The sequence below is a fragment of the Serratia oryzae genome, from assembly GCF_001976145.1.
GTDB lineage: Bacteria > Pseudomonadota > Gammaproteobacteria > Enterobacterales > Enterobacteriaceae > Chania > Chania oryzae.
In genome coordinates this window covers 207,117-225,994 of sequence record NZ_MOXD01000002.1, presented here as the reverse complement: position 1 = coordinate 225,994, position 18,878 = coordinate 207,117, and the positions used below count along the sequence as shown (strand labels likewise).

Annotated in this window: 16 protein-coding genes; 9 read left to right on the top strand and 7 right to left on the bottom strand. The window is 52.6% G+C overall.

Annotation, left to right across the window (positions count from 1 at the left end; all coding sequences use genetic code 11):
- Positions 1 to 33: 33 nt before the first annotated feature.
- From BMI79_RS04195 to BMI79_RS04160, 7 genes are all read right to left on the bottom strand, one after another.
- On the bottom strand, positions 34 to 2,178 hold the full coding sequence (locus BMI79_RS04195) for a glycosyl hydrolase family 28 protein (RefSeq protein ID WP_244157308.1): 2,145 nt from the start codon (positions 2,176 to 2,178) through the stop codon (positions 34 to 36).
- Between the two features lie 673 nt (positions 2,179 to 2,851).
- Positions 2,852 to 3,256: a hypothetical protein gene (locus BMI79_RS04185; RefSeq protein WP_076940714.1), complete on the bottom strand. Its 405-nt coding sequence runs from the start codon at positions 3,254 to 3,256 to the stop codon at positions 2,852 to 2,854.
- Positions 3,232 to 4,527, bottom strand: coding sequence for a phosphatase PAP2/dual specificity phosphatase family protein (locus BMI79_RS04180; RefSeq protein WP_076940712.1), 1,296 nt, complete (start codon positions 4,525 to 4,527; stop codon positions 3,232 to 3,234). The genes BMI79_RS04185 and BMI79_RS04180 overlap by 25 nt, the downstream gene beginning before the upstream one ends.
- Positions 4,524 to 6,284 (bottom strand): bifunctional alpha/beta hydrolase/class I SAM-dependent methyltransferase, encoded by a 1,761-nt coding sequence (locus tag BMI79_RS04175; protein ID WP_076940710.1) that lies wholly within the window; start codon positions 6,282 to 6,284, stop codon positions 4,524 to 4,526. Before BMI79_RS04175 ends, BMI79_RS04180 begins: the two co-directional genes overlap by 4 nt.
- Positions 6,274 to 6,918 carry a lysophospholipid acyltransferase family protein gene (locus BMI79_RS04170; RefSeq protein WP_076940708.1) on the bottom strand — a complete coding sequence of 215 codons (645 nt, stop codon included), beginning with the start codon at positions 6,916 to 6,918 and terminating at the stop codon, positions 6,274 to 6,276. The genes BMI79_RS04175 and BMI79_RS04170 overlap by 11 nt, the downstream gene beginning before the upstream one ends.
- Positions 6,919 to 6,922: 4 nt before the next feature.
- Entirely contained in the window at positions 6,923 to 7,837 is a 915-nt protein-coding gene (locus tag BMI79_RS04165; protein ID WP_076940706.1) for a phosphatidate cytidylyltransferase, read from the bottom strand.
- A complete protein-coding gene (locus tag BMI79_RS04160; protein WP_076940704.1) occupies positions 7,837 to 8,439 on the bottom strand; it encodes a CDP-alcohol phosphatidyltransferase family protein in 603 nt (200 codons plus the stop codon). The genes BMI79_RS04165 and BMI79_RS04160 overlap by 1 nt, the downstream gene beginning before the upstream one ends.
- A gap of 1,081 nt (positions 8,440 to 9,520) precedes the next feature.
- Between BMI79_RS04160 and BMI79_RS04155 the strand changes: the two genes are divergently transcribed.
- The 9 genes from BMI79_RS04155 to BMI79_RS04115 all read left to right on the top strand — a co-directional run bounded on the left by BMI79_RS04155 (position 9,521) and on the right by BMI79_RS04115 (position 18,643).
- Positions 9,521 to 10,213: a response regulator transcription factor gene (locus BMI79_RS04155; RefSeq protein ID WP_076940702.1), complete on the top strand. Its 693-nt coding sequence runs from the start codon at positions 9,521 to 9,523 to the stop codon at positions 10,211 to 10,213.
- A gap of 484 nt (positions 10,214 to 10,697) precedes the next feature.
- Positions 10,698 to 11,453: a helix-turn-helix domain-containing protein gene (locus tag BMI79_RS04150; protein WP_076940700.1), complete on the top strand. Its 756-nt coding sequence runs from the start codon at positions 10,698 to 10,700 to the stop codon at positions 11,451 to 11,453.
- Positions 11,454 to 11,483: 30 nt separating this feature from the next.
- Positions 11,484 to 11,789 carry a PapB/FocB family fimbrial expression transcriptional regulator gene (locus BMI79_RS04145; protein ID WP_076940698.1) on the top strand — a complete coding sequence of 102 codons (306 nt, stop codon included), beginning with the start codon at positions 11,484 to 11,486 and terminating at the stop codon, positions 11,787 to 11,789.
- 418 nt (positions 11,790 to 12,207) lie between these two features.
- On the top strand, positions 12,208 to 12,729 hold the full coding sequence (locus BMI79_RS04140) for a fimbrial protein (protein WP_076940696.1): 522 nt from the start codon (positions 12,208 to 12,210) through the stop codon (positions 12,727 to 12,729).
- A 97-nt stretch (positions 12,730 to 12,826) separates the two neighbouring features.
- Positions 12,827 to 15,304: a PefC/AfrB family outer membrane usher protein gene (gene pefC, locus BMI79_RS04135; RefSeq protein WP_277755816.1), complete on the top strand. Its 2,478-nt coding sequence runs from the start codon at positions 12,827 to 12,829 to the stop codon at positions 15,302 to 15,304.
- Complete coding sequence (locus BMI79_RS04130) at positions 15,297 to 15,995, top strand: fimbrial chaperone (RefSeq protein ID WP_279626655.1); 699 nt, start codon at positions 15,297 to 15,299, stop codon at positions 15,993 to 15,995. Before pefC ends, BMI79_RS04130 begins: the two co-directional genes overlap by 8 nt.
- Before the next feature lie 21 nt (positions 15,996 to 16,016).
- Positions 16,017 to 16,562, top strand: coding sequence for a hypothetical protein (locus BMI79_RS04125; protein ID WP_125828719.1), 546 nt, complete (start codon positions 16,017 to 16,019; stop codon positions 16,560 to 16,562).
- Positions 16,563 to 16,711: 149 nt separating this feature from the next.
- Positions 16,712 to 17,890 (top strand): hypothetical protein, encoded by a 1,179-nt coding sequence (locus BMI79_RS04120; RefSeq protein ID WP_076940691.1) that lies wholly within the window; start codon positions 16,712 to 16,714, stop codon positions 17,888 to 17,890.
- 18 nt (positions 17,891 to 17,908) lie between these two features.
- Entirely contained in the window at positions 17,909 to 18,643 is a 735-nt protein-coding gene (locus BMI79_RS04115) for a helix-turn-helix transcriptional regulator (protein WP_083704360.1), read from the top strand.
- The last annotated feature ends 235 nt before the right edge of the window (positions 18,644 to 18,878 follow it).

The following is an 18,878-nucleotide window of genomic DNA, read 5'->3' as shown; positions in this document are numbered from 1 at the left end:
TTACGCGCGCCAAAGACGCAGGTAAAACCTTCATTATTCAGTTGCTGCTTCCAATGTCATAACACCAGCCCCTGAAACGCTAACCACATCATCGTTAACGCTGTCCTTCAGGGTGATATCCTGTACCTGCATAAATTTCCATGCCGCTGGCACGTTTTCGAATATCACCTGATTGAACTGGCTGTCTCTCAGGAATGAAATATCCGTGGCTTTGGTATTCTTAAACTTCACGTTGTCGAAATGCAGCCCGCTATGGAATGCATCACGCTCAAAGGCAAAGCCGTAGGCGCTCTCCATCTCGGCCACCGTCATACCATCGACCAGGATACTGTTCTTCTTGCTGGTGCCATCAATCGTCACGTTCTTCACCGTCACGTCGCGGAACTGCGCCGGCTCGCTGGCAGGCACCGTATCATTGACATCAGCAGCGTATTTAATGGTGAAAACAAACGGTTGTTCGTTAATCGCCACCATTGCGTTATCGCGGAACAGCACATCACGCGCGCCGCCGCCATAGTATGGGCGGCTCTTCATGCGCAGGCCGACAAAGGTGAGGTACATCACGTTATCTTCTGCACGGATCTTCTCGATCCAGGCTCCAGTATGGCTCCCTGCCACCACCGCGCCGTGACCGTTGCGGAAGTAGTTATTGAAGATCCAGGCACCGCTCTGCGCTTTCTGGCCAAACTCCTGCACGCCCGCGCCAAAACCTGCGGCAAAGTTGACGCAGTCATCGCCGGTATCAAAGAAGTTATTAAATACCATCACGTTCTGGCTGTTACCAAACTCGATGCCGTCGGCGTTGTTGGCATCAAACGTGGTGTGCGACAGGGCATTCATCACCACGTTTTCTGATTCCAACACCATCACTCCGTGGAACGCCGGGTTGAGGATCGTCAGGCCATCAACGTACAAATTACGCACCCCACGCAGGGTCATCAGGCTGGAACGACGGTTCTTGTACGCTTCCGTCAGCGACATGCCCTCACCCACTGCAACGGCAACCTGAGCCTTTGCCAGAATACCGTCATTGTTAACCTTGTCTTCTTTACTGGCGCGGTACTGCGGTAATGTATTGCCAGCCTCATCGGTAATCTCATCTACACCGCCCGCGCTGATGCCGCGCGTCCAGCCATTGCCATCAATGGTGCCTTTCCCCACGATACGGATATTTTCAAAAGTCCCTGCATGAGTGCTGCCCCGATCGTTCGCTTCCAGCACGTTCAGCAATGAAGGCGGGCGCTTGGGCATCGGTGCCGGAACGGTATAAGGATACAGGGTATACCCCTTTTCCAGCGGGTAGTCAGCCGCATCGGCGGAACCCAGCAGCACGGCATTCTCTGCCACCTCAAAGGTCATATTGCTATGCAGGAACAACGCACCAGATTTATACGTTCCTTCGCTGAGCTGCACTTTGCAGCCCTGAGAATAGCGTTCCAGTGTACAGCTATCGATAGCACTCTGGATCGCGGCAGTATCCAGCGTCACGCCATCGCCTCTGGCACCAAAGGTTTTCACATCAATCAGATAGGGTTTAGCGCTGGTTTCCTGCTTCACGGTTTCGCTGTCTACCGACTCTTTACCGTCAGCATAAACGGCACGGACCGTGAAACTGTACTCCGTGGCTGGGGTTAGCCCGGTCACCGTAAAGTTATGCAGGCCAATTTTCGTGTGCCAATTATCGCTGTCGATGTTCTGGTAAAAATTATCGATGTAAGGCTTTGCCGGCGAGTGCAGATCGTGATTGGCATTAGCGTTGCCAATCAGTTGACCGTTCATGTAAACGTTATAATCTTTGATCTCGCTGTACTGCTCAGGCTTTTCCCAGACCAGAACCACGCTGCTGTCATCATAGGCCAGTGTCGGAACCTGAACCTTTTGTGGTGCGGCGGAACGATCCACCACGGTATTTTCGCCCGAATTACCACCTGAGTTGTTATTCTCTCCTGAGTTGTTATTCTCTCCTGAGTTATTATTCTCTCCTGAGTTATTATCACCTCCAGAGGTATTATTGCCACCCGAGGTGTTATCACCGCCCGACGCATTGTTGCTGCCCGAAGTGTTATCGCTGCCCAAGCTGTTATTACTGTTCGATGCGTTATCGCATCCCACCATCAGGCCACTCAGCACCACAATGGCCCCCAGCGTCAGACGAATTTTGGGTAAAGAATAAAACATGCAACCTCCTGTATGATTAATACAATGCACTCAATTCCTTTTCAGCGAGCGTTCAAACCGTGAACCCTTAGCGCCTCTGGTAATTCACGTTATTTTGGCTATAGCCGTAATCCCGCCTGATTCAGGAAAAGGTTAAAAATCGAATTAACAGCACAGCAACATCAGGGCATTTTTAAACACAATAAAATACCCTACGAATATTATCGCATCATGAAAATAAAGCGGCTTACACGCCCACTCTTACGTTGTAAAAGTTGAACTCATTATCATCTCACTGACTTATTCCTTCACTTTTACGATCAAGTCAAAACAATATGCCATAAATAATAAAACGTAATTTCATTAAATCATATTGATATGTTTTTTTCGCGACAGAGTTCAAGTTTTTCTCTCTATCTCACTAAATTTTGCCGCGTTACTCGGCCCAAATCTGGGCCGCGCCCCTTTGAGGCCAGCGCAAGCGCTGTTCAAAAACGCATTGCATTTTTGTCAAGCAACTCGAATTATTTTGGGTATATAACGCTTCAAAGTAGCCTGGAGTTTTACAAAGAGTCGTGAAGGGTATTTACAACTGCGGTATCTGAATCTGGAAAATCAGCCGGGTGTGCTCAGTAAAATGCCGTGAAGCAAACAGGATACACAGCAGATGCTCAGGCTGAGTGAATAGTGCCCGCTACAGCATTAAGGCCAACGGCCAAAGCACCCACAGCAAGGCGGTTATCAGGATCGTACGCTTGAGTTGACGTACTGCGCCCTGCTGCCGTTCGGCAAATGACAGGTGCGACAGCTTTTCCCGCTGCCAGATCAATGCCAATGCATCCCCCGCCCGCTGGTTGTCTGCCTCGCTGAAGCGCGCAAAATAACCCGCATCCAGCCACAGCCGCCAGCAACCGTAACCCGTCGCGCCGCTCAGCAGCGCAATCACCGCTCGCGGCGCGCCTGGCGATGCGGCAAAAATCACCCACAGCAGCGGTGGTGCAGCCATCAACAGTAAAAAACGCCAGCTGGCCAAGCTTCGCTCAAGCAACGCCGCCTGCAAGGTACTCTGTTTGTTTATACCATCCTGTTGGTTCGCCATTGTTCCAGCCGCTCCAGATGTTGAGAGGTGAAAACGACCTGCGGCCGTTTCTCGCGAATAGATGCCACCGCCTGAGCCACCGTCAGCGCTGGCTGTTGCTCTAACAACCAGGCTGCGGCAACCATCGCGCTGCGCGACAGCCCAAGCGCGCAATGGACCAGCACCGTTCCCTGCGATTGCCGCAGTTGCTCCAGCGCCGTTACCGCCTGCCGCAGTTGCGTGTCATCCGGGCACACCAGATCCAGCATCGGCACGCAGTGGTAGGCCACATCCGTTAAGTGGCGCGCCCGGGGAAACTCGCTGGTCACATCCAGCACCGCCTGCTGCGCGGGCAGACTACCGGGATAAAAGCCAAGGAAAACGCCCTCGGTCAGTGGGCTGATCGCGGGTAAACGGCGCGTGTAGCGTAACCGGGAAATCAACATTCCCAGCCGCCAGGGCAGCAGTAGCCAATGGGCGGCGGGCGACAGTTTCCCTTGCCGATCTTTCTGCAGCGCAGCAACGCCCAGCCCGGCATAAGCTAAGGTAACAATCAACAACGCCAGCGCGGGCCACCATAGCCAGTGGAAAAACCAGCCGGCCACCGAGCAGATCAGCGCGCCAGATAAATAGCGCCCGGCCAGCCTTCTACGGGCAGCGTCCGGGCGCTGCCAGCGCCAGCGCCCCTGCTCCGGCACCAACCAGTCAATCAGCATTCCGGCCACCAGCCCGGCGATCACATCAACGAAATGGTGCTGCCAAGTGGTCAGCACCGAAACGGCGATCAGCAGGAACCACGCGGCACATAATCGCCGCCAGTGGCCGGTCAAGTGGCGGCTGAAATGCCGCCACAGCAGCCAGCAAAGCATAATATGCAGCGAAGGTGCCTGATTATAGGGTAAATCAAACTGCTCAAGTTGGCCGAACAGCCAGCCGGAAAAGCCGGAAACGGCTGGCCGGACAAAGCTGAAGCGCAGCGGAAACAGCAAAAAACCGACGCAGGCCACCACGGAAGCCAACGCCAGCCGGCACACCAGGCGGCGCTGTTCGCTGAGCGAGAGACAGACGAACAGCGACAGGCCATACAGCAAGTCCAGGCTCCAGTAGGGAATAATGGTCAGCGGCATAAAAGGAATATGCCGCTCCCAGGCAAACACCACGCTGCCTACGCCCTCCCTGCTGGCGGTGAACTGGTTCACCTGGCCATAGGTGAGGAAGAAAAACGGGGCCAGCAGAAGCAGCCAGCCAACGCCTTGTATCAACAGCTTACGGCGCGTTACTGAAATGTTCATGAAGGGCGACGTACCGCCAGCGAAACGGTAAAAATCCCCCACTCATCAATAAGCTGGGTGCATTTATCGAAACCGGCTTCCCGCACCAGCGCATCCATTTCGCCCTGGGTGCGCACACGCATCACCCAGGCTTTGCCATCTTTATGGCTGGTGAGCGACCAGGCGATGGTTTTCAACTGTGGATGCCAGGGTTGCCCGGTATAGATCAGGATCCCGCCCGGTTCGATGGCATCGGCCAGCCCGGCCAACGAGTTACGCACCAATGCATTTTCTGGGAACAGTTCATACAGGCCGGAAACGATGCCCAGCGTCGGGCGCGGTGCGAGTGCCGCCAGTTCAGCACGGTTGAAGGCATCGCCACGCTCAAAGCGCGCTTGATCCGCCATACCGCGCTCAGCGATCATCGCCTGCCCTTTGGCCACGTTCAGTTCGCTGTAATCACGCAGTAAAATCTCGCTGACCGCCGTTTCACCCGCCAGCGCGTCCAGCACATAGCGGCCATGCCCAGCAGCAACGTCCACCACCCGCACCGGCCTGCCCTGCGCCGCCAGTTGCGCCACCGCCTGCTGGATCAACTGCTGCAAGTGAACTTTGCGCTGGCGAATACCCTGCCACCCCACGCTATTGAGGTAGTTTTTATCAATCTGCCGCCCCAGCCAACTGCTGCCGTGCGGCTGGTTGCGATAAACGTAATCCAGCGTGCTGCCAGAATCAAAACCGGTCTCAAACCCCAGCCTCACGCCGGTTGACTGGGTGCCGAGTATTTTCATGCCGTAACGCAGGGCGCGATAGGCCACATCATCAAGGGAATAAGGGGCCGGGCCGCCGCTCAGCATGCGCCAGTGGTCTGCACCGGGGCTCCAGCGATCTTCATTTTGGTAATCGAAGCGCTGCGGTGGCATCGCGTACAGCGTGTCGATAAACGCACGCATTTTGTCAAACGCGAGCTGACGATCGCGCTCGCCGAGGGTGTCGTGATAAAAGCCGGGCAGCACGTGCAGCTCTTTTAACGGGCTGCGCAGGCGCTGATAGAAATCCAACTGCGGTTTGCGATGAACCACGTAGTCTTCACCAGAAACCAGCAACTGCGTCGGCAGCGTGATCGCCGCCGCGTCGCTGACGATCCGTTCCGCAGTGCGGTAAAGATCGAGCAGAATATTGACGGCTATCGGCCGGGTGATCAGCGGATCATGATTAAAACTCGCTACCCGCTCAGGATCGTGCGTCAGGTATTTGCCCTTGACGTAAGAGTTGACGAAAAACAGCCCGCGCAAACGGTGCAGCAGCGCCAAGCCAGAGCGAGCAAACGGCACATACAGTTTGACCTTAAAGGCGGGCGACGCCAGCACCAGGCCGCGGATCGCCGGCGCATAGTCATGCGCCCAGGTGGCCGCCAGCACCGCGCCCACGCTCTGCGCGACTACGATCACCTCTTCCAATGCCGCCTGACTGTCGGCGGCGGCAAAGCGGACAAACTCATCCACATCCTGCACTGAACGCGCCAGCGATGGGCTATGGCCACGCTGGCCCGGTGAGCGCCCGTGGCCGCGCGCATCCCAGGCGTAAAACGCGGTATCCGGCATCGCCAGCTCATCAACGATATGTTGCAAGCGCCCGGAGTGCTCATGGCCACGATGGAATAAGACAATAACCTTACGGCTTGCGCCGCTCTCCTGCGCTGGCCAGTGGCGGTAGAACAATTCCGTGTTGTCGCTGGTCAGAAAGCTTTTTTCTTCTGGCGTGCGGCTATTGGCCATGGGATTCATTTCCTTTTGTCTCTGGGCGGAGCTCGAGTAAACGCTGCAACAGCGCGTCCTTAAACTGATTTTTATCAGGGTGGAAATACAGCGCTTCCCCCACGTTGGCATCAATAAACAGCGGCAGTGGGATACGGTTACCCTTCGCCATCACCTGCTCGGTGCCTTTCAGCCAAACGGGGATAATCGGCACCTCCGGCAGGTTCTGGCTGAGATACCACAGCCCCGACTTCAGCGGTGCCAGTTTCCCCGGCTCGCCGCGCGTGCCTTCCGGGAATAGGATCAGGATCTTGTTATCACGCAGCGCCTGCTCGCACAGCGCCAGCGGATTAGCCTCGCCTCCCTGACGCGCAACCGGAATAATGTTGAGAATATTGAGCGAAAACCACGCCATCCATTTATTGCGCAGAAAATAGTCGGCGGCCGCAACCGGGTGCACCATGTGCTGCTGGCCAACCGAGAACAGCGACAGCAGCACGAATACATCCATATGGCTGTTATGGTTCGCCACCACGATCGCCGGGCCCTGTTGCGGCAGCCGTTCCCGGTGCTTTACCCGCAGCCCAAGCCACAGCCAGATCACCGGCCAGACGATACACAGCGAAAACAGCGTTCTGAGGAATTTTTTCATCATGGCGTCAGTAATAGAAGTAGCGGATAAAGTGGAAGAAAACTGGGGCGGTGAAGATCAGCGAATCCAGGCGATCGAGAATGCCGCCATGGCCCGGCAGCAGCGTGCCGCTGTCTTTTATGCCGATATCGCGCTTGATCGCCGACATCACAATATCGCCGCAGAACCCGGTCACGCCAATGATCAGCCCGGCCAGCAGCGCCATATACCCGCTTAACGGCGTGAGCAGCGGGCCAAACAGCAGCGCCGCCAGCGCCGTGCTGCCGATGCCGCCCAGCAGGCCCGCCAGGGTTTTATTCGGGCTGACCTTCGGCGTCACCTTAACCCGCCCTAGCGATTTGCCCCACAGATACTGGGCAATATCGTTAAACTCGGTCAGGCCAACCAGAAACAGCACCAGCAGCGCCCCGGTTTGCAGGCCGTCGGCGGGCAGCACCAGCAGGCACGCCACGTGGCTGAAGGCAAAAACGGTGGTCATCAGGCTCCAGTGCAGTTGCGCTACCGTGCTCAGAAAGCCCTGCGTATCGCCGGCAATCACCATGCGCGCGGGTAAGAACAAAAAGACGTACACCGGAATAAACACGATAAACATGCCGTACCAGCCAATACCGATCAGCCAGTAGTTAATGGGGATGGCGATAAACATCCACAGCATCGGCATCCGATCGGAATGCCGGGAGGGAACCAGCGTCAGGAACTCCTTCAGCGCTATAAAACTGACCAGCGCGAAAAAGGTCAGCGCCAGCCAGTGCGGGCTGATCAGCGCCAGCGAAAACAGCACGATGATCACCCACCAGGTGCGGATACGCAGCGTCAGTTCATGCCAGTCTTTCTGCGGGCGCAGCCAGACCAGCAGGCTGTTTACCACCGTAGCAAACAGCAACAGAGCGAAAATAACGGCCAACGATTTTTCCAACAGCATTATTGGCGCTCCTCAACCAAGGCACTGCGGCAGCGGTTCACTACCGTCCAGATCAGCAATAGCGTCGCAATTCCCCACAGCAGGTTGTTCCACTGCACCGCCTGCGGCCAGATGGCCAGCACTAACCCCCAGGTGCCAAACAGCAGCGCCCGGTCGCTTTTGCCCAGCGGCCCGGCGTAATTGCGCACACCGTTGATGGTTTGTGCCAGAATGCCGCAAAACTCGGTCAGCACCGCGCAAAACAGCATGGCCAGCACCAGCGGTGCGTAGCTGCCCGGCAGAAAGATAAAGGGGAGATACAGGGCAACGTCGGAGAGCACATCGCCGATTTCGTTGAGCACGGCACCGAGGCGGCTTTGCTGGTTGCACTCACGGGCCAGCATGCCATCCAGCGCATTCAGCGCCATGCGAATGAACAGGACGATCGGCAGCAGATAAAACAGGCCCGGCAGCGGGAACAGCACCAGCAAGCCCCCCGTCAGAAACGATAGCAGCATGGCCGCCAGGGTAATATGGTTGGCCGTCACATGGCGTTTGTTCAGCCAATGCATCAATGGCCGTAACAGCGCCTGAAAGGCGGGCTTGATCTTATAGAGTGTCATCATCATTCCCTGATTTATTTTACGCAATTGCCTTATATTGCCTCAGAAAACAATAAGCCTGCCACTGTTTTGCTCAGATACAGTGGCCTTGGGTGCGAATTATCTGAAGCGTTGGTACGCTAGCCTGCTCTTTGGAAAACCGACGGGCTAAGCAGATGCCGTTTATCACGGTTCAAAAATACCTTCTCGGTGCCAGAAAGGCGGCCAGAATGGTTAACTTGATCAGATAAGGAAAGGGGACATTTATCACTATACCCAAAATAATTCGAGTTGCTTGTAGGCGGCAACTGAGTGAAGCCCTGGGAGCATAGATAAACTATGTGACCAGGGTGAACGAAGGCAGCCAACACCCAAGCAACTTGAAGTATGACGGGTATAAACCTCTTGTTTTACCCCATAGCATGCCAGCATGCTTAATTGATTACGTAATGACATAACTCTACGATTAAATGGCGAATGAAGACAACAAATACTCTGCCAGGTTTACAGCGACACGGCCTGATTATTTTCAACGCCTTTATTGAAAATAAATTTTATATTTATTTATATAAAAACAATATTTATTTTAACCATCTGTATTAAATTGAGTTTTTATTTTCGCACCATTTATTTCAATAAAGCATATTGAAATACCCGCTCGGATGTAATACTTTCAATGCACAACGTAGCTGCCAGCCTACTTTTATATCATTCTGAACGTTGAGGTTGAAAAGAGGTATGTAATACCTGTCTATTTTTGGACATCAATCATTAAAAATTCAGAGACACGCTAAAATGTGGGGGCCAAGTTACCCTGTGGCATCTGATAATGATGAGCACCGGAATGATCGCTAGAAGCTGATTATTGGTGCACGCTTTTCCTTGGCAACGAGAAGATTTTTATTGCTGACTCTTTTCTTAAGCGTTTAATTACCATAAAAGTGGGCATCATTAATAATAAAAAATAGAGCCGTTATTATCGCTTCCGCTTTGCTATCAACAGACCAGGCAGGTTGTTGGCGGTGCTTTGTACTCTGTAAATAAACAATAGACAGAACCCTTTAGCAACCGGTGATGTCATCCCTTGACGAGCGAGCAAGAAATGAAAAATGTTGTTCTTCTGTGTGAGTGTAATTTTACCCGCGCAGGGCTAGAAACACTGCTGAAGCCGGATACCCAAGTTTTCAGCACCGCAGACATTGAGCAGTGCCAACGGCATCTGTCGCGTTCACTAGACGCAAAGGTTGACCTGGTGGTCATATTCACAGACAGCTACAGGGTCGATAGCCTGATACGCTTGGCCACATTGATAGGGTACGATCACCCTTCTTGCCAGGTGCTGATCAATCCCGGGTCAACCAGCCTCCCGCTGCTGCGTTTATACCTCAACGGCTTGAACAATTATGTCGGGCTGATTGATTTCACCCAACCCGTACTGACGCTGCAGCGGGTCATTGGGCAGGTGATGCAGGGTAAAACGATGTTATCAGCCAGAGAGTGTTTCTGCAGGGAATTATTGAGCGGGCGTGAACGCACCGTCCTGCAGAAGTTAATAAAAGAACTCAAGGTACATGAGATTGCCAAGAGCCTGTCGCTGAATGTGAAGACCATCAGCCATTACAAGCGTGCTGGGTTGCGCAAATTAGGTGCCCGTCATATTCAGGAACTGCTGATGCCTGCAATTCGCTTGGGTGTTGGCTGCGTTACTCGGCCCATATTGGGCCTCGCCCCTTCGGGGCCGCTGCAAGCAACTCGAATTATTTTGGGTATAGACGCAAAAACATGCGTACGTTAATCCGTGGAACAGCCCATGGCCCAATCATTCTGGCCAAAGGCTTCTACGGGCACAGGATTATTAAGAAAAAGTCTGAATTTTGTAAAGACTCTGCACGATTTCAGTCTTTTACTATTACCAGCGAGCCTGGTTTGATTGATATTGTTTTTCTTCTGTCTGTTTTTTCTTGTGTTATTGCCCCTGTGCAATAACCACATGTATTTATTGTATTTTACAATCAAATTGTAATACGATTTAATTGTAAGTGACACATTTAAATATATGAGTTTCTACAGTTTTACAATTATATTGTAAATGAGAGGCATCCAGGCCAATTATCTAAAATTAAGCCAACCTTTTCACTTGTATTTCTCCTGTATATAAGAAAAGTAAATCGATAGGATTAAAAAATATTGTTTTTGCGATTATTTACAGGGTACTACTATTGCCCGCAATCAAAGCAGGGGAATCCATCCTGTGTCAGCACAAATGGAAGAACTGCATTATGGATAGAGAGGATAAATTTAAAAACATTATTATATACTCGAAAAACACAGTTATCGGCACCGCGTTGGAGTATTTGTGTCAACCACAATCAGGCTGTGATGTTTATGTCACACGAATATGTGACATCGCAACTTTATTCGAAACCCTCTCTGTCAAAAGCGTGGACTTAATCATTATTGATGGTGCGCCGAGGTGTCATTTCAGCCTTGTTTTTAATCTGCGTGCAAAATGGCCCACATTACCATTAATGGCAACGCAAAGTTATTTTTTATTCTCAGATAGAATGATGCAGGAGTATTTCGGGCATCTGATTCTGAAGGAGTACGATGCCTTGCTGGCGGGCTTCCCTAATATATCAGCCGCAGAACACGTTGGTATTGCATTTGCCGGTTCGGAATGGGCTGGGTGCCAGCGAGCCTCGCTGGCAGAAATATCGCCAGAGGTGGTTCTGATAGAGCTTAATCAGTGGCTGCGCCAGCGGCTTGCCGGCGTGATAATTTCCTCTAAGGCGAGAGCTGTTGCGATAGACCTGTTGGCACAAGGTTACACGCCAACAGAGGCCGGAAGGTTAATCGGGCGAAGCCACAAGGTCATTTATCACCATCGCCAAGCGATAAAAAAATGCCTGGGGCTGAACAACTTTGCAATGGAGCTGATACCTTCGCTGACTTTCAGTGACGCCTGTAACGTCACCGCGACAGTCCCTGAAAGAGATTGCAGCAGAAGTTGCACGGCCGGTAGTGAATCAAAATAGACATGTTTCGTGATTATTAAGGGCAGATATATGTGCGCATTACGCAATAACAGCCAATTACCTCCGGAGCTGATTCCGGGGAAAGTGGCGCAAAGATACTTCCTGCTTCTGGCCACCGTTTGCACCCTCCGGGGTAAAAATATGCGGAACGCCCTTGAGGATGTGCTGGTTAATGGTCTGTCGCGTCAGGAAGCTTGTGAGAAACACGGTGTATCGCAGAGTTATTTCTCAGTGAAATATCATCATATGCAAACAGTGAGTAAAACCATTGCGCTGATGTATTCATCTGAGCCGATGAATGGCACTGCATCGCAGGCAGAAAGTGAAACGGCCTGAAAAATAAAAATGGCTGAATCTCATAGAGGGGTATCAAAAAAGAGAATCTCATTATGAATAGGTGGTTTTTCATTGCCGTGCGTTCTGAAAAACAAAGCGCCAATGAAAGTGAAAAGAAGCTGTAACGAAAAGCAGAGAATAAAGAATGGTAGTGGTCAGGTTACTGGTGCCTTGTAATATTTCCTGAATACCGTACATGCTGCATTTTATCCAAATCAGTGAAAGTTATACCTGATGCCATCGTGTGACAGGTATGGGTTGCTTTAGTATTCAATTTTACTTTTACATTACAAAGGAAATTAACTTATTAAAGCCAACCTCGTTAAAAAAGGTATGCGGGTTATGCATCAGGAACCTGTCAGTAAATGTAATACCGCAATACTTTTAATCGTCATTTATTAACTAATAAGGAAACAAGATGAAAAAATTACTGTTCGTTTCTGCTCTTGCTCTGGCTGTTACGTCTTATTCCGCTGTAGCAGCTAATGGCGAAGTTCAGTTTCTGGGCGTAGTCACCGACACCACCTGTGACATTTTGCCGATTGTGGGGGGCGGCACCGTGAACAATTTGGTGCAACTGGGGACTGTGGGCACCAACGCCACGGGTATCGCCGTGCCGTTTGCGCTGAAGGCAGATATGACCCAGACCGGCTGCCAGAACCTGACGGCCGCCAGCACGGCGACCATCGGCTGGAATGGCTCGTTTGATATCAATGGGCTCAAGGCCCAGTCCGGTGTTGCTGCGGATGCCTGGGCGGCCATTGATACGGTCAACGCCAGTGTCACACCAGATCAAGGGATCAACAGCACCAACCTTTCCGCTGATTTTACTGGTGACGTGCTGACGACGACGGGCGCGATGTTCAAGGCCACCTTGCACGGCGGTGCCATCGCGGGTGATTACAGATCTGTTGCCGCTTTCGTTGTGGCTTACAACTAAAAAACCTGTTGGCCAGCCGGTATTGATGGCTGGCCATTACGGTGATTCAGATTTCTGAATGACAACCGCATTCTCTTTTCTCTGAAGGCTGGTCAGTGTGAACATCAAAATACAACATCCTGCACTGTCATTGCTTGCGCTAAGCATCTTCTCTTCCTTGGGATATGCCTCCGAAATCAACACCGCATTCATGCAAGGCATGACAGAAGTCCCTTCCATCCTGAAGGACGGCGTCAGATACCCTGCAGGGCAGTATTACGTTGACGTGATGTTGAATGGTTCCCGCACGGCCCGCATGGCGTTGACAGTGAGCACTGATGATGAAAATGCCGATCATCTGTGCCTTACTCCCGAGTGGCTGCAGAGCGCCAGCATCTTTTTCCGGCCAGAGGCCTATGCAAAAACTTTTGATAAGGTGCGCGGCTGCTACGCGCTGGGCCGTAAGGAAAACACCCGCATTAATTTTGATCTGGGTGCCCAAACGTTGGAGTTTGGCATTCCCCAGGCTTGGTTGCTGGAGAAGAACGATGCCACCCGCTGGGACTATGGTATCAACGGCCTGCGCTTCACCTACAACGGCAACTTTAACAAGAACATCCAAAACGACAATGCGGACTACGGTGGTAATCGAAGCCTTAATGCCTTCGGCAGCCTGAAAACCAGCCTGAACGTGGGGCGCTGGATCTTATCCGGCGATATTAACGCCACGCGAAATACCTGGGGCACCCAGGTCAACTCCAGCGATCTGACCCTGTCAACGGCCATCGGTAAGATCAAGGGGGATCTGCTGTTGGGGCGTTCACAGACCCGCACAGAGCTGTTCTCTGACTTTAGCTTTTACGGCGCGGCCGTTCGTTCCAACAGTAACATGCGTGCCTGGCAAACCCGCGGATATGCTCCGCTTATTACCGGTGTGGCAGCGGGCACCGAGCGTATTACGGTTAAGCAGGGTGGGTACACCATTTATTCCCGCGTTGTACCACCGGGGCCATGGAAGTTGGATGACATCACCTCCGTCAGTAACGGCAACCTGGTGGTCACCGTTGAGAATGATAGCGGGCGCAAAACCATCACCGAATACCCGGTAGCGACGCTGCCTTCCCTGCTGCGATCAGGGGATTACAACTACAGCGTTGCGGTGGGGCAGCGTAATGACAGCAACCGGATCGAGGATGCGTTTTCCTCCGGTAACGGCACCTTTGCACTGGCCAGTCTCGACTGGGGCCTGCCATCAGGCACGCTCAACATGGCGACGCTTCTGCACAACCATTACCAGGCAACGGGTCTTGGCTTCACCAAACCGCTGGGCCAGTGGGGTGCCCTGTCTGCCAACCTGAACACCGCGCGGGCGAAGTACGATGACGGCTCCCTGCGGCAAGGGGTGAGCACCACCCTGAAGTACGCGAAAAGTTTCAGCAACAATACGGATATTCAACTGCTCACCTATCGCTATCAGAGCCCGGGATACACCGAGTTTGCGAACTGGGAGCCGAAGGCGCAGTACCGCCGCAAAATCTATCTGACGGACAATCAGGATGCCGCATACCGTTATGTTTATTTCGACGGGCGAGAGAAAGCGCGCTACGAAGCACGTGTGAACCAACGGTTCGACAGCGTCTGGTTAAGCGGCAGCTTCTGGCAGCAAACCTACTGGAACCGCGATCGGCATGCATTTGGTGTAAGCCTGTCGGCAAGTACCACCGTGCTGGGGGATATCTCGCTTTTCCTGAACACCAACTGGTCACGTAATGCCTGGTCCACACAGGACGATTATACGGCTTCGCTGGGAGTAAGCATTCCCTTCTCCTTCAGGGGAACCCGCTATTACGCCAGTAATACCGTGAGTTACAACCGCTACAACGGTACCGCGTTCAACACCAGTGCCTCGGCGACGGTGAATAATCGTCTTAACTACAGCGTGAGCGCCGGGACGGCTGGGAAGCACTACAACACGGCAAGTGCCTCTGCGAGCTACGCCTTTGAACGTATGCAGACCAACCTGGCCGTGTCGCAAAACCGTAGCATCACGACGCTGTCCGGCAACCTGTCAGGCTCGGCTATCGCTACCGCCGAGAGCGGTTTGCTGCTGACGAAAGAATCAACGGAGACCGTAGCCATACTGAAAATTAAGGATATTCCAGGGGTAACCTTCGGCGGCACATCCCTGCCAACCAATAGCAGCGGCAGCACGGTGATGTATCTGCCAGCCTATAACCCGACCACGATCAGTATTAACCCGGAGAACGTACCGGACAGCGCTGAGTTGCTAAACACGTCGTACGACGTAGTGCCGACCGAGCGCGCCATTATCTATCGCGAGTTTGATTACCAGAAAGTACAGCGCTACATCCTGCGCGTGCGTGATGCACAGGGAAACATTATGACCGGTGGTAGCGCCACCACCGAGCAAGGGCTGGATGCCGGTTTCATCACAAACAATGGTGTGTTGCTGATGAATCTCCTGTCCGCGCCGAAAACTATCGCCGTAAATCGGACTGATGGAAAAACATGCAGCTTTGACGCCTCCCATCTGAAAGGCGGGGCAATTACAGTTCAGGAGATTCGTTGTGAATAGAAGAAAAGTATTACTGAGTACCACCCTGCTAGCGCTACTGGCCACCGCTGCGGTGCCCCCGGCAATGGCAGCCTTTGTCCTTAACGGGACCCGTTTCATTTATGAAGAAGGCAAGAAAAACATCTCGCTGGAGGTGACCAACAACGCCAAGGGCACCTGGGGTGGCCAGGTGTGGGTCGATAACGCCAATCAGAGCCAAGCAGACGTTTTCATGGTGCCCTCTCCGCCGGTGTTTAAGGTGGATTCAGGGAGAAAGCAGGTAGTCCGCTTAATGAATGTCAACCCTGCCCTTCCCGCAGACCGGGAATCACTGTTCTGGCTGAACGTCCAGGAACTGCCCCCCAAGCCGCAACAGGTGGATGGCAGTGTCATTGCGATAGCGATGAACACCCGAGTGAAATTGATTTATCGGCCTAAGGCCCTGACAGAAGGGCGTAAAGATGCCGAGAAGAAGCTGATCAAGCAGCGCCGGGATGGTGGGCTGTGGCTGAAGAACCCGACACCCTACTGGTTTGCGGTCACGGGCCTGAAGCTGAACGGTAAAGAGGTAACGATACCGAAAGCGAAGCGCCAGGCGCTGGCCCAGTTACCGCCGTTCAGTGAAGCAGACACAGGGCTACGCGGCGACGGGCAACTGACAGTACAGGCAATCAACGACTGGGGTGGAGCACAAGACTATGACATCCAGTAACGCCGCACAGAGAAAAACCCAATGAAAAGCAGAAGGTTACCTACCGTGCTGCTGGCGGCGCCGATGCTGTATGCGGCCATGATACCGACTGCTGATGCGGTAAGCGACACCGCTACCGTCGCAGTGACGGCAACCTTCACGGCGCCGCCGTGCACGGTGGATATCGATGGCACAGACAGCAAAACGGTCTCGCTCGGCGTACTGCATCTGGGAACTCAGGCCATTGCTCCCTTTAACCTGAACATTACCTGCAGCTACAGCCGCACATCATCTGTCTTTGCGGAGGTCGTGACCGGGGTGGTGAACGCGGCCACGCCCGCCGCAGTGAACATGGTTAACGACAGCGACCCAGGGAATACGGGAAGCCCGGTGCTTCTGACCCTATCCACGGTGGACAAACCTGCCGGGATACTTTACGGCATCGACGGTGCCACCGACAGTGCGCGGCAGTTTTGCTCAGGAGAGGACTCGCGTATCTGTACGGTGACCCCGACTACCACCGTCAATATTGGCACTAAGCCCGGTAACGTTGCGGCCGCCATACGCTTCACCATGGTCAACCCATAAGCGTAAGGGCCAACGGTCAACCACGTGGAAAGATATCTGGTGACTGAAATAAGCAGATAGACCTCCGTCCCCTAACAAAAGTGATAAGAGATTTAATCATTCATATTTTATTGACAAGAAATAGAAAAAGAAGGTTAAAGGCAAATAATATGCTCAGATTTATAATAATGGCAGGCACTGCCATAAACAGTTTTATGTTCTGTATTTCGCGTAACCTGCAAGGGGCCCTCCCGAATAACAGGCAGAACACCGAGCACCCAAAAAGAACCGCTCCCCATAAATACTGGCGCTCTAGCGCCGTTCTCTTATTACTGGGCACCACCCCGGCAGGCATTGCGTCAACGCCCTGGACGTATCAATGCTCAATTGAGAGCAATACATCAACCTATACCTCCACAATATATAACACGGTGGACCCAACACACTTTGAGTTCCAGCTATTGGGCAACACTCGGGAAATGACCGCAACGGACGATCAGGGGCTTGATAACACTGCTCTGCTCAACAATATTAACGCACTGAAGAGCAGCCTTTATGACCTGACTCAAGTGCAATTCCGCGGCCCCAACGCAACAGCAACTGTCTATGGGGCTGCGTTTTATGAAGATAAACATACTTTCACTGGGAACGGGATTCAGCCACCTGAATCAACCGATCCTAATTTGATTAATTATATTCTGAACTGTAGCGGAAACCCCCAGTGCATCATCCTTCTGACTCCGGTGAACGGCACGCTGAGTTTTCAGATAAATAATCAACTGGCCTTCAATTCAACATTTTCAACGCCGCAGTTTTCCCGCTCGCTTAATCTGCCTGCAGGCCCGAAAAACGAATACCTACCGCATACCATTACTTTTACAGAGACGCTGCTGACGATTGGATACGGTATCTCCAACGCCTTCGGAATCAATCTTGGCGCGGGCAGCTATTACCCTGCCCCCTCTCAGGTATTCCCCTTCAGAATTACCTGTGCCAGGGAGGCGACGCCACTCACCATCACACTCAATGACGGCAACCCTGTCATCGACTTTGGCACCGTATTTCTTCGGCAAGATCCCGTGGTACGCCCGCTCACCTGGAGGGCATCGGGAAGCGGGCAGGCTGATATCTGGACCTTAACCTACGATAGCCCAACCAAAACTGGCGATACCCTGTTACTGGGAGACGTCACGATCACTATCCAGGATGAATCAGGAAACATCATCCCTTTGGGGTCACCCATCACCATCCAGGGAACACGTGGCGAACATTCGTTAAGCCTGGATCCCAAAACTGACGTGACGGGTGTACAGAGCACAAATCTAACGGTAACCCTGACAGCCAACTGATGGGCAGCATAAATCAACATGCTGTACGGAATGCTGCCCGTATTGGCCCCCCGGTTGAAAGTGACGCAGCCTGAATCCGTTGCATGCCCTCAAGGCGCGCAACGACAGGATCCTCCGCCTTTGATAAAGGCGGCGAGTGATGTAACCCCCTTAACAAGCGAGCGAAAAATGAAAAATGCTGTTCTACTGTGTGAATGTAGTTTTACCCGCACAGCGCTGGAAACACTGCTGAAACCGGATGCCCGAGTTTTCAGCACAGCGGATATTGAGCGCTGCCGGTTACATCTTGCGCATTCCCGGGACGGTGAGGTTGACCTGATTATTTTGTCACTCAGCAACGATAAGATTGATGCCCTGGTGCGCCTGGCCAACTTGATTCGCTGCTATCACCCGTCTTGCCAGGTGCTGATGGATCCGGGATCGGCCAGTACCCCACTGCTTCATTTTTACCTTAACTGTTTGAATAACCATGTCGGGCTGATTCATTTTACCCAGTCCGTATCAGCGCTAGAGCGTTTTATTGGAAAGGTAGTACGCAGCGAGAAAGTGCTCTCAACCAGAGAGATTATCTCTAGAGAACTGCTGAGTTTGCGTGAACGCAGTGTGCTGCAAGGGTTGATAAAAGAGCTCAAGGCGGAAGATATAGCCAAGACCTTGTCACTGAACGTCAAGACCATCAGTCATTACAAACGCGCCGGGTTAAGCAAACTGGGCGCTCGTAATATTCAAGCCCTGTTAATACCTGAGGTTTAGCGCTTGAGCACAATGCGGTGATGCAATATTGCTCATGCTGCCACAGAGTAGCCGGGGAAGAGTATTAATGCGCGGGTTTATCAGAATTGGGGGTTGCAACGGCTAGATACGACAGGTATCGACAAGAAATCGGGCATGTTTGGCAACAACAGCGAGTATGTCCAGGAGCGCACCATCGGTTATTATTTGAAAACTGCGCGAAACCGAGCCTGTATCGGCATTCCAAAAGAGATTT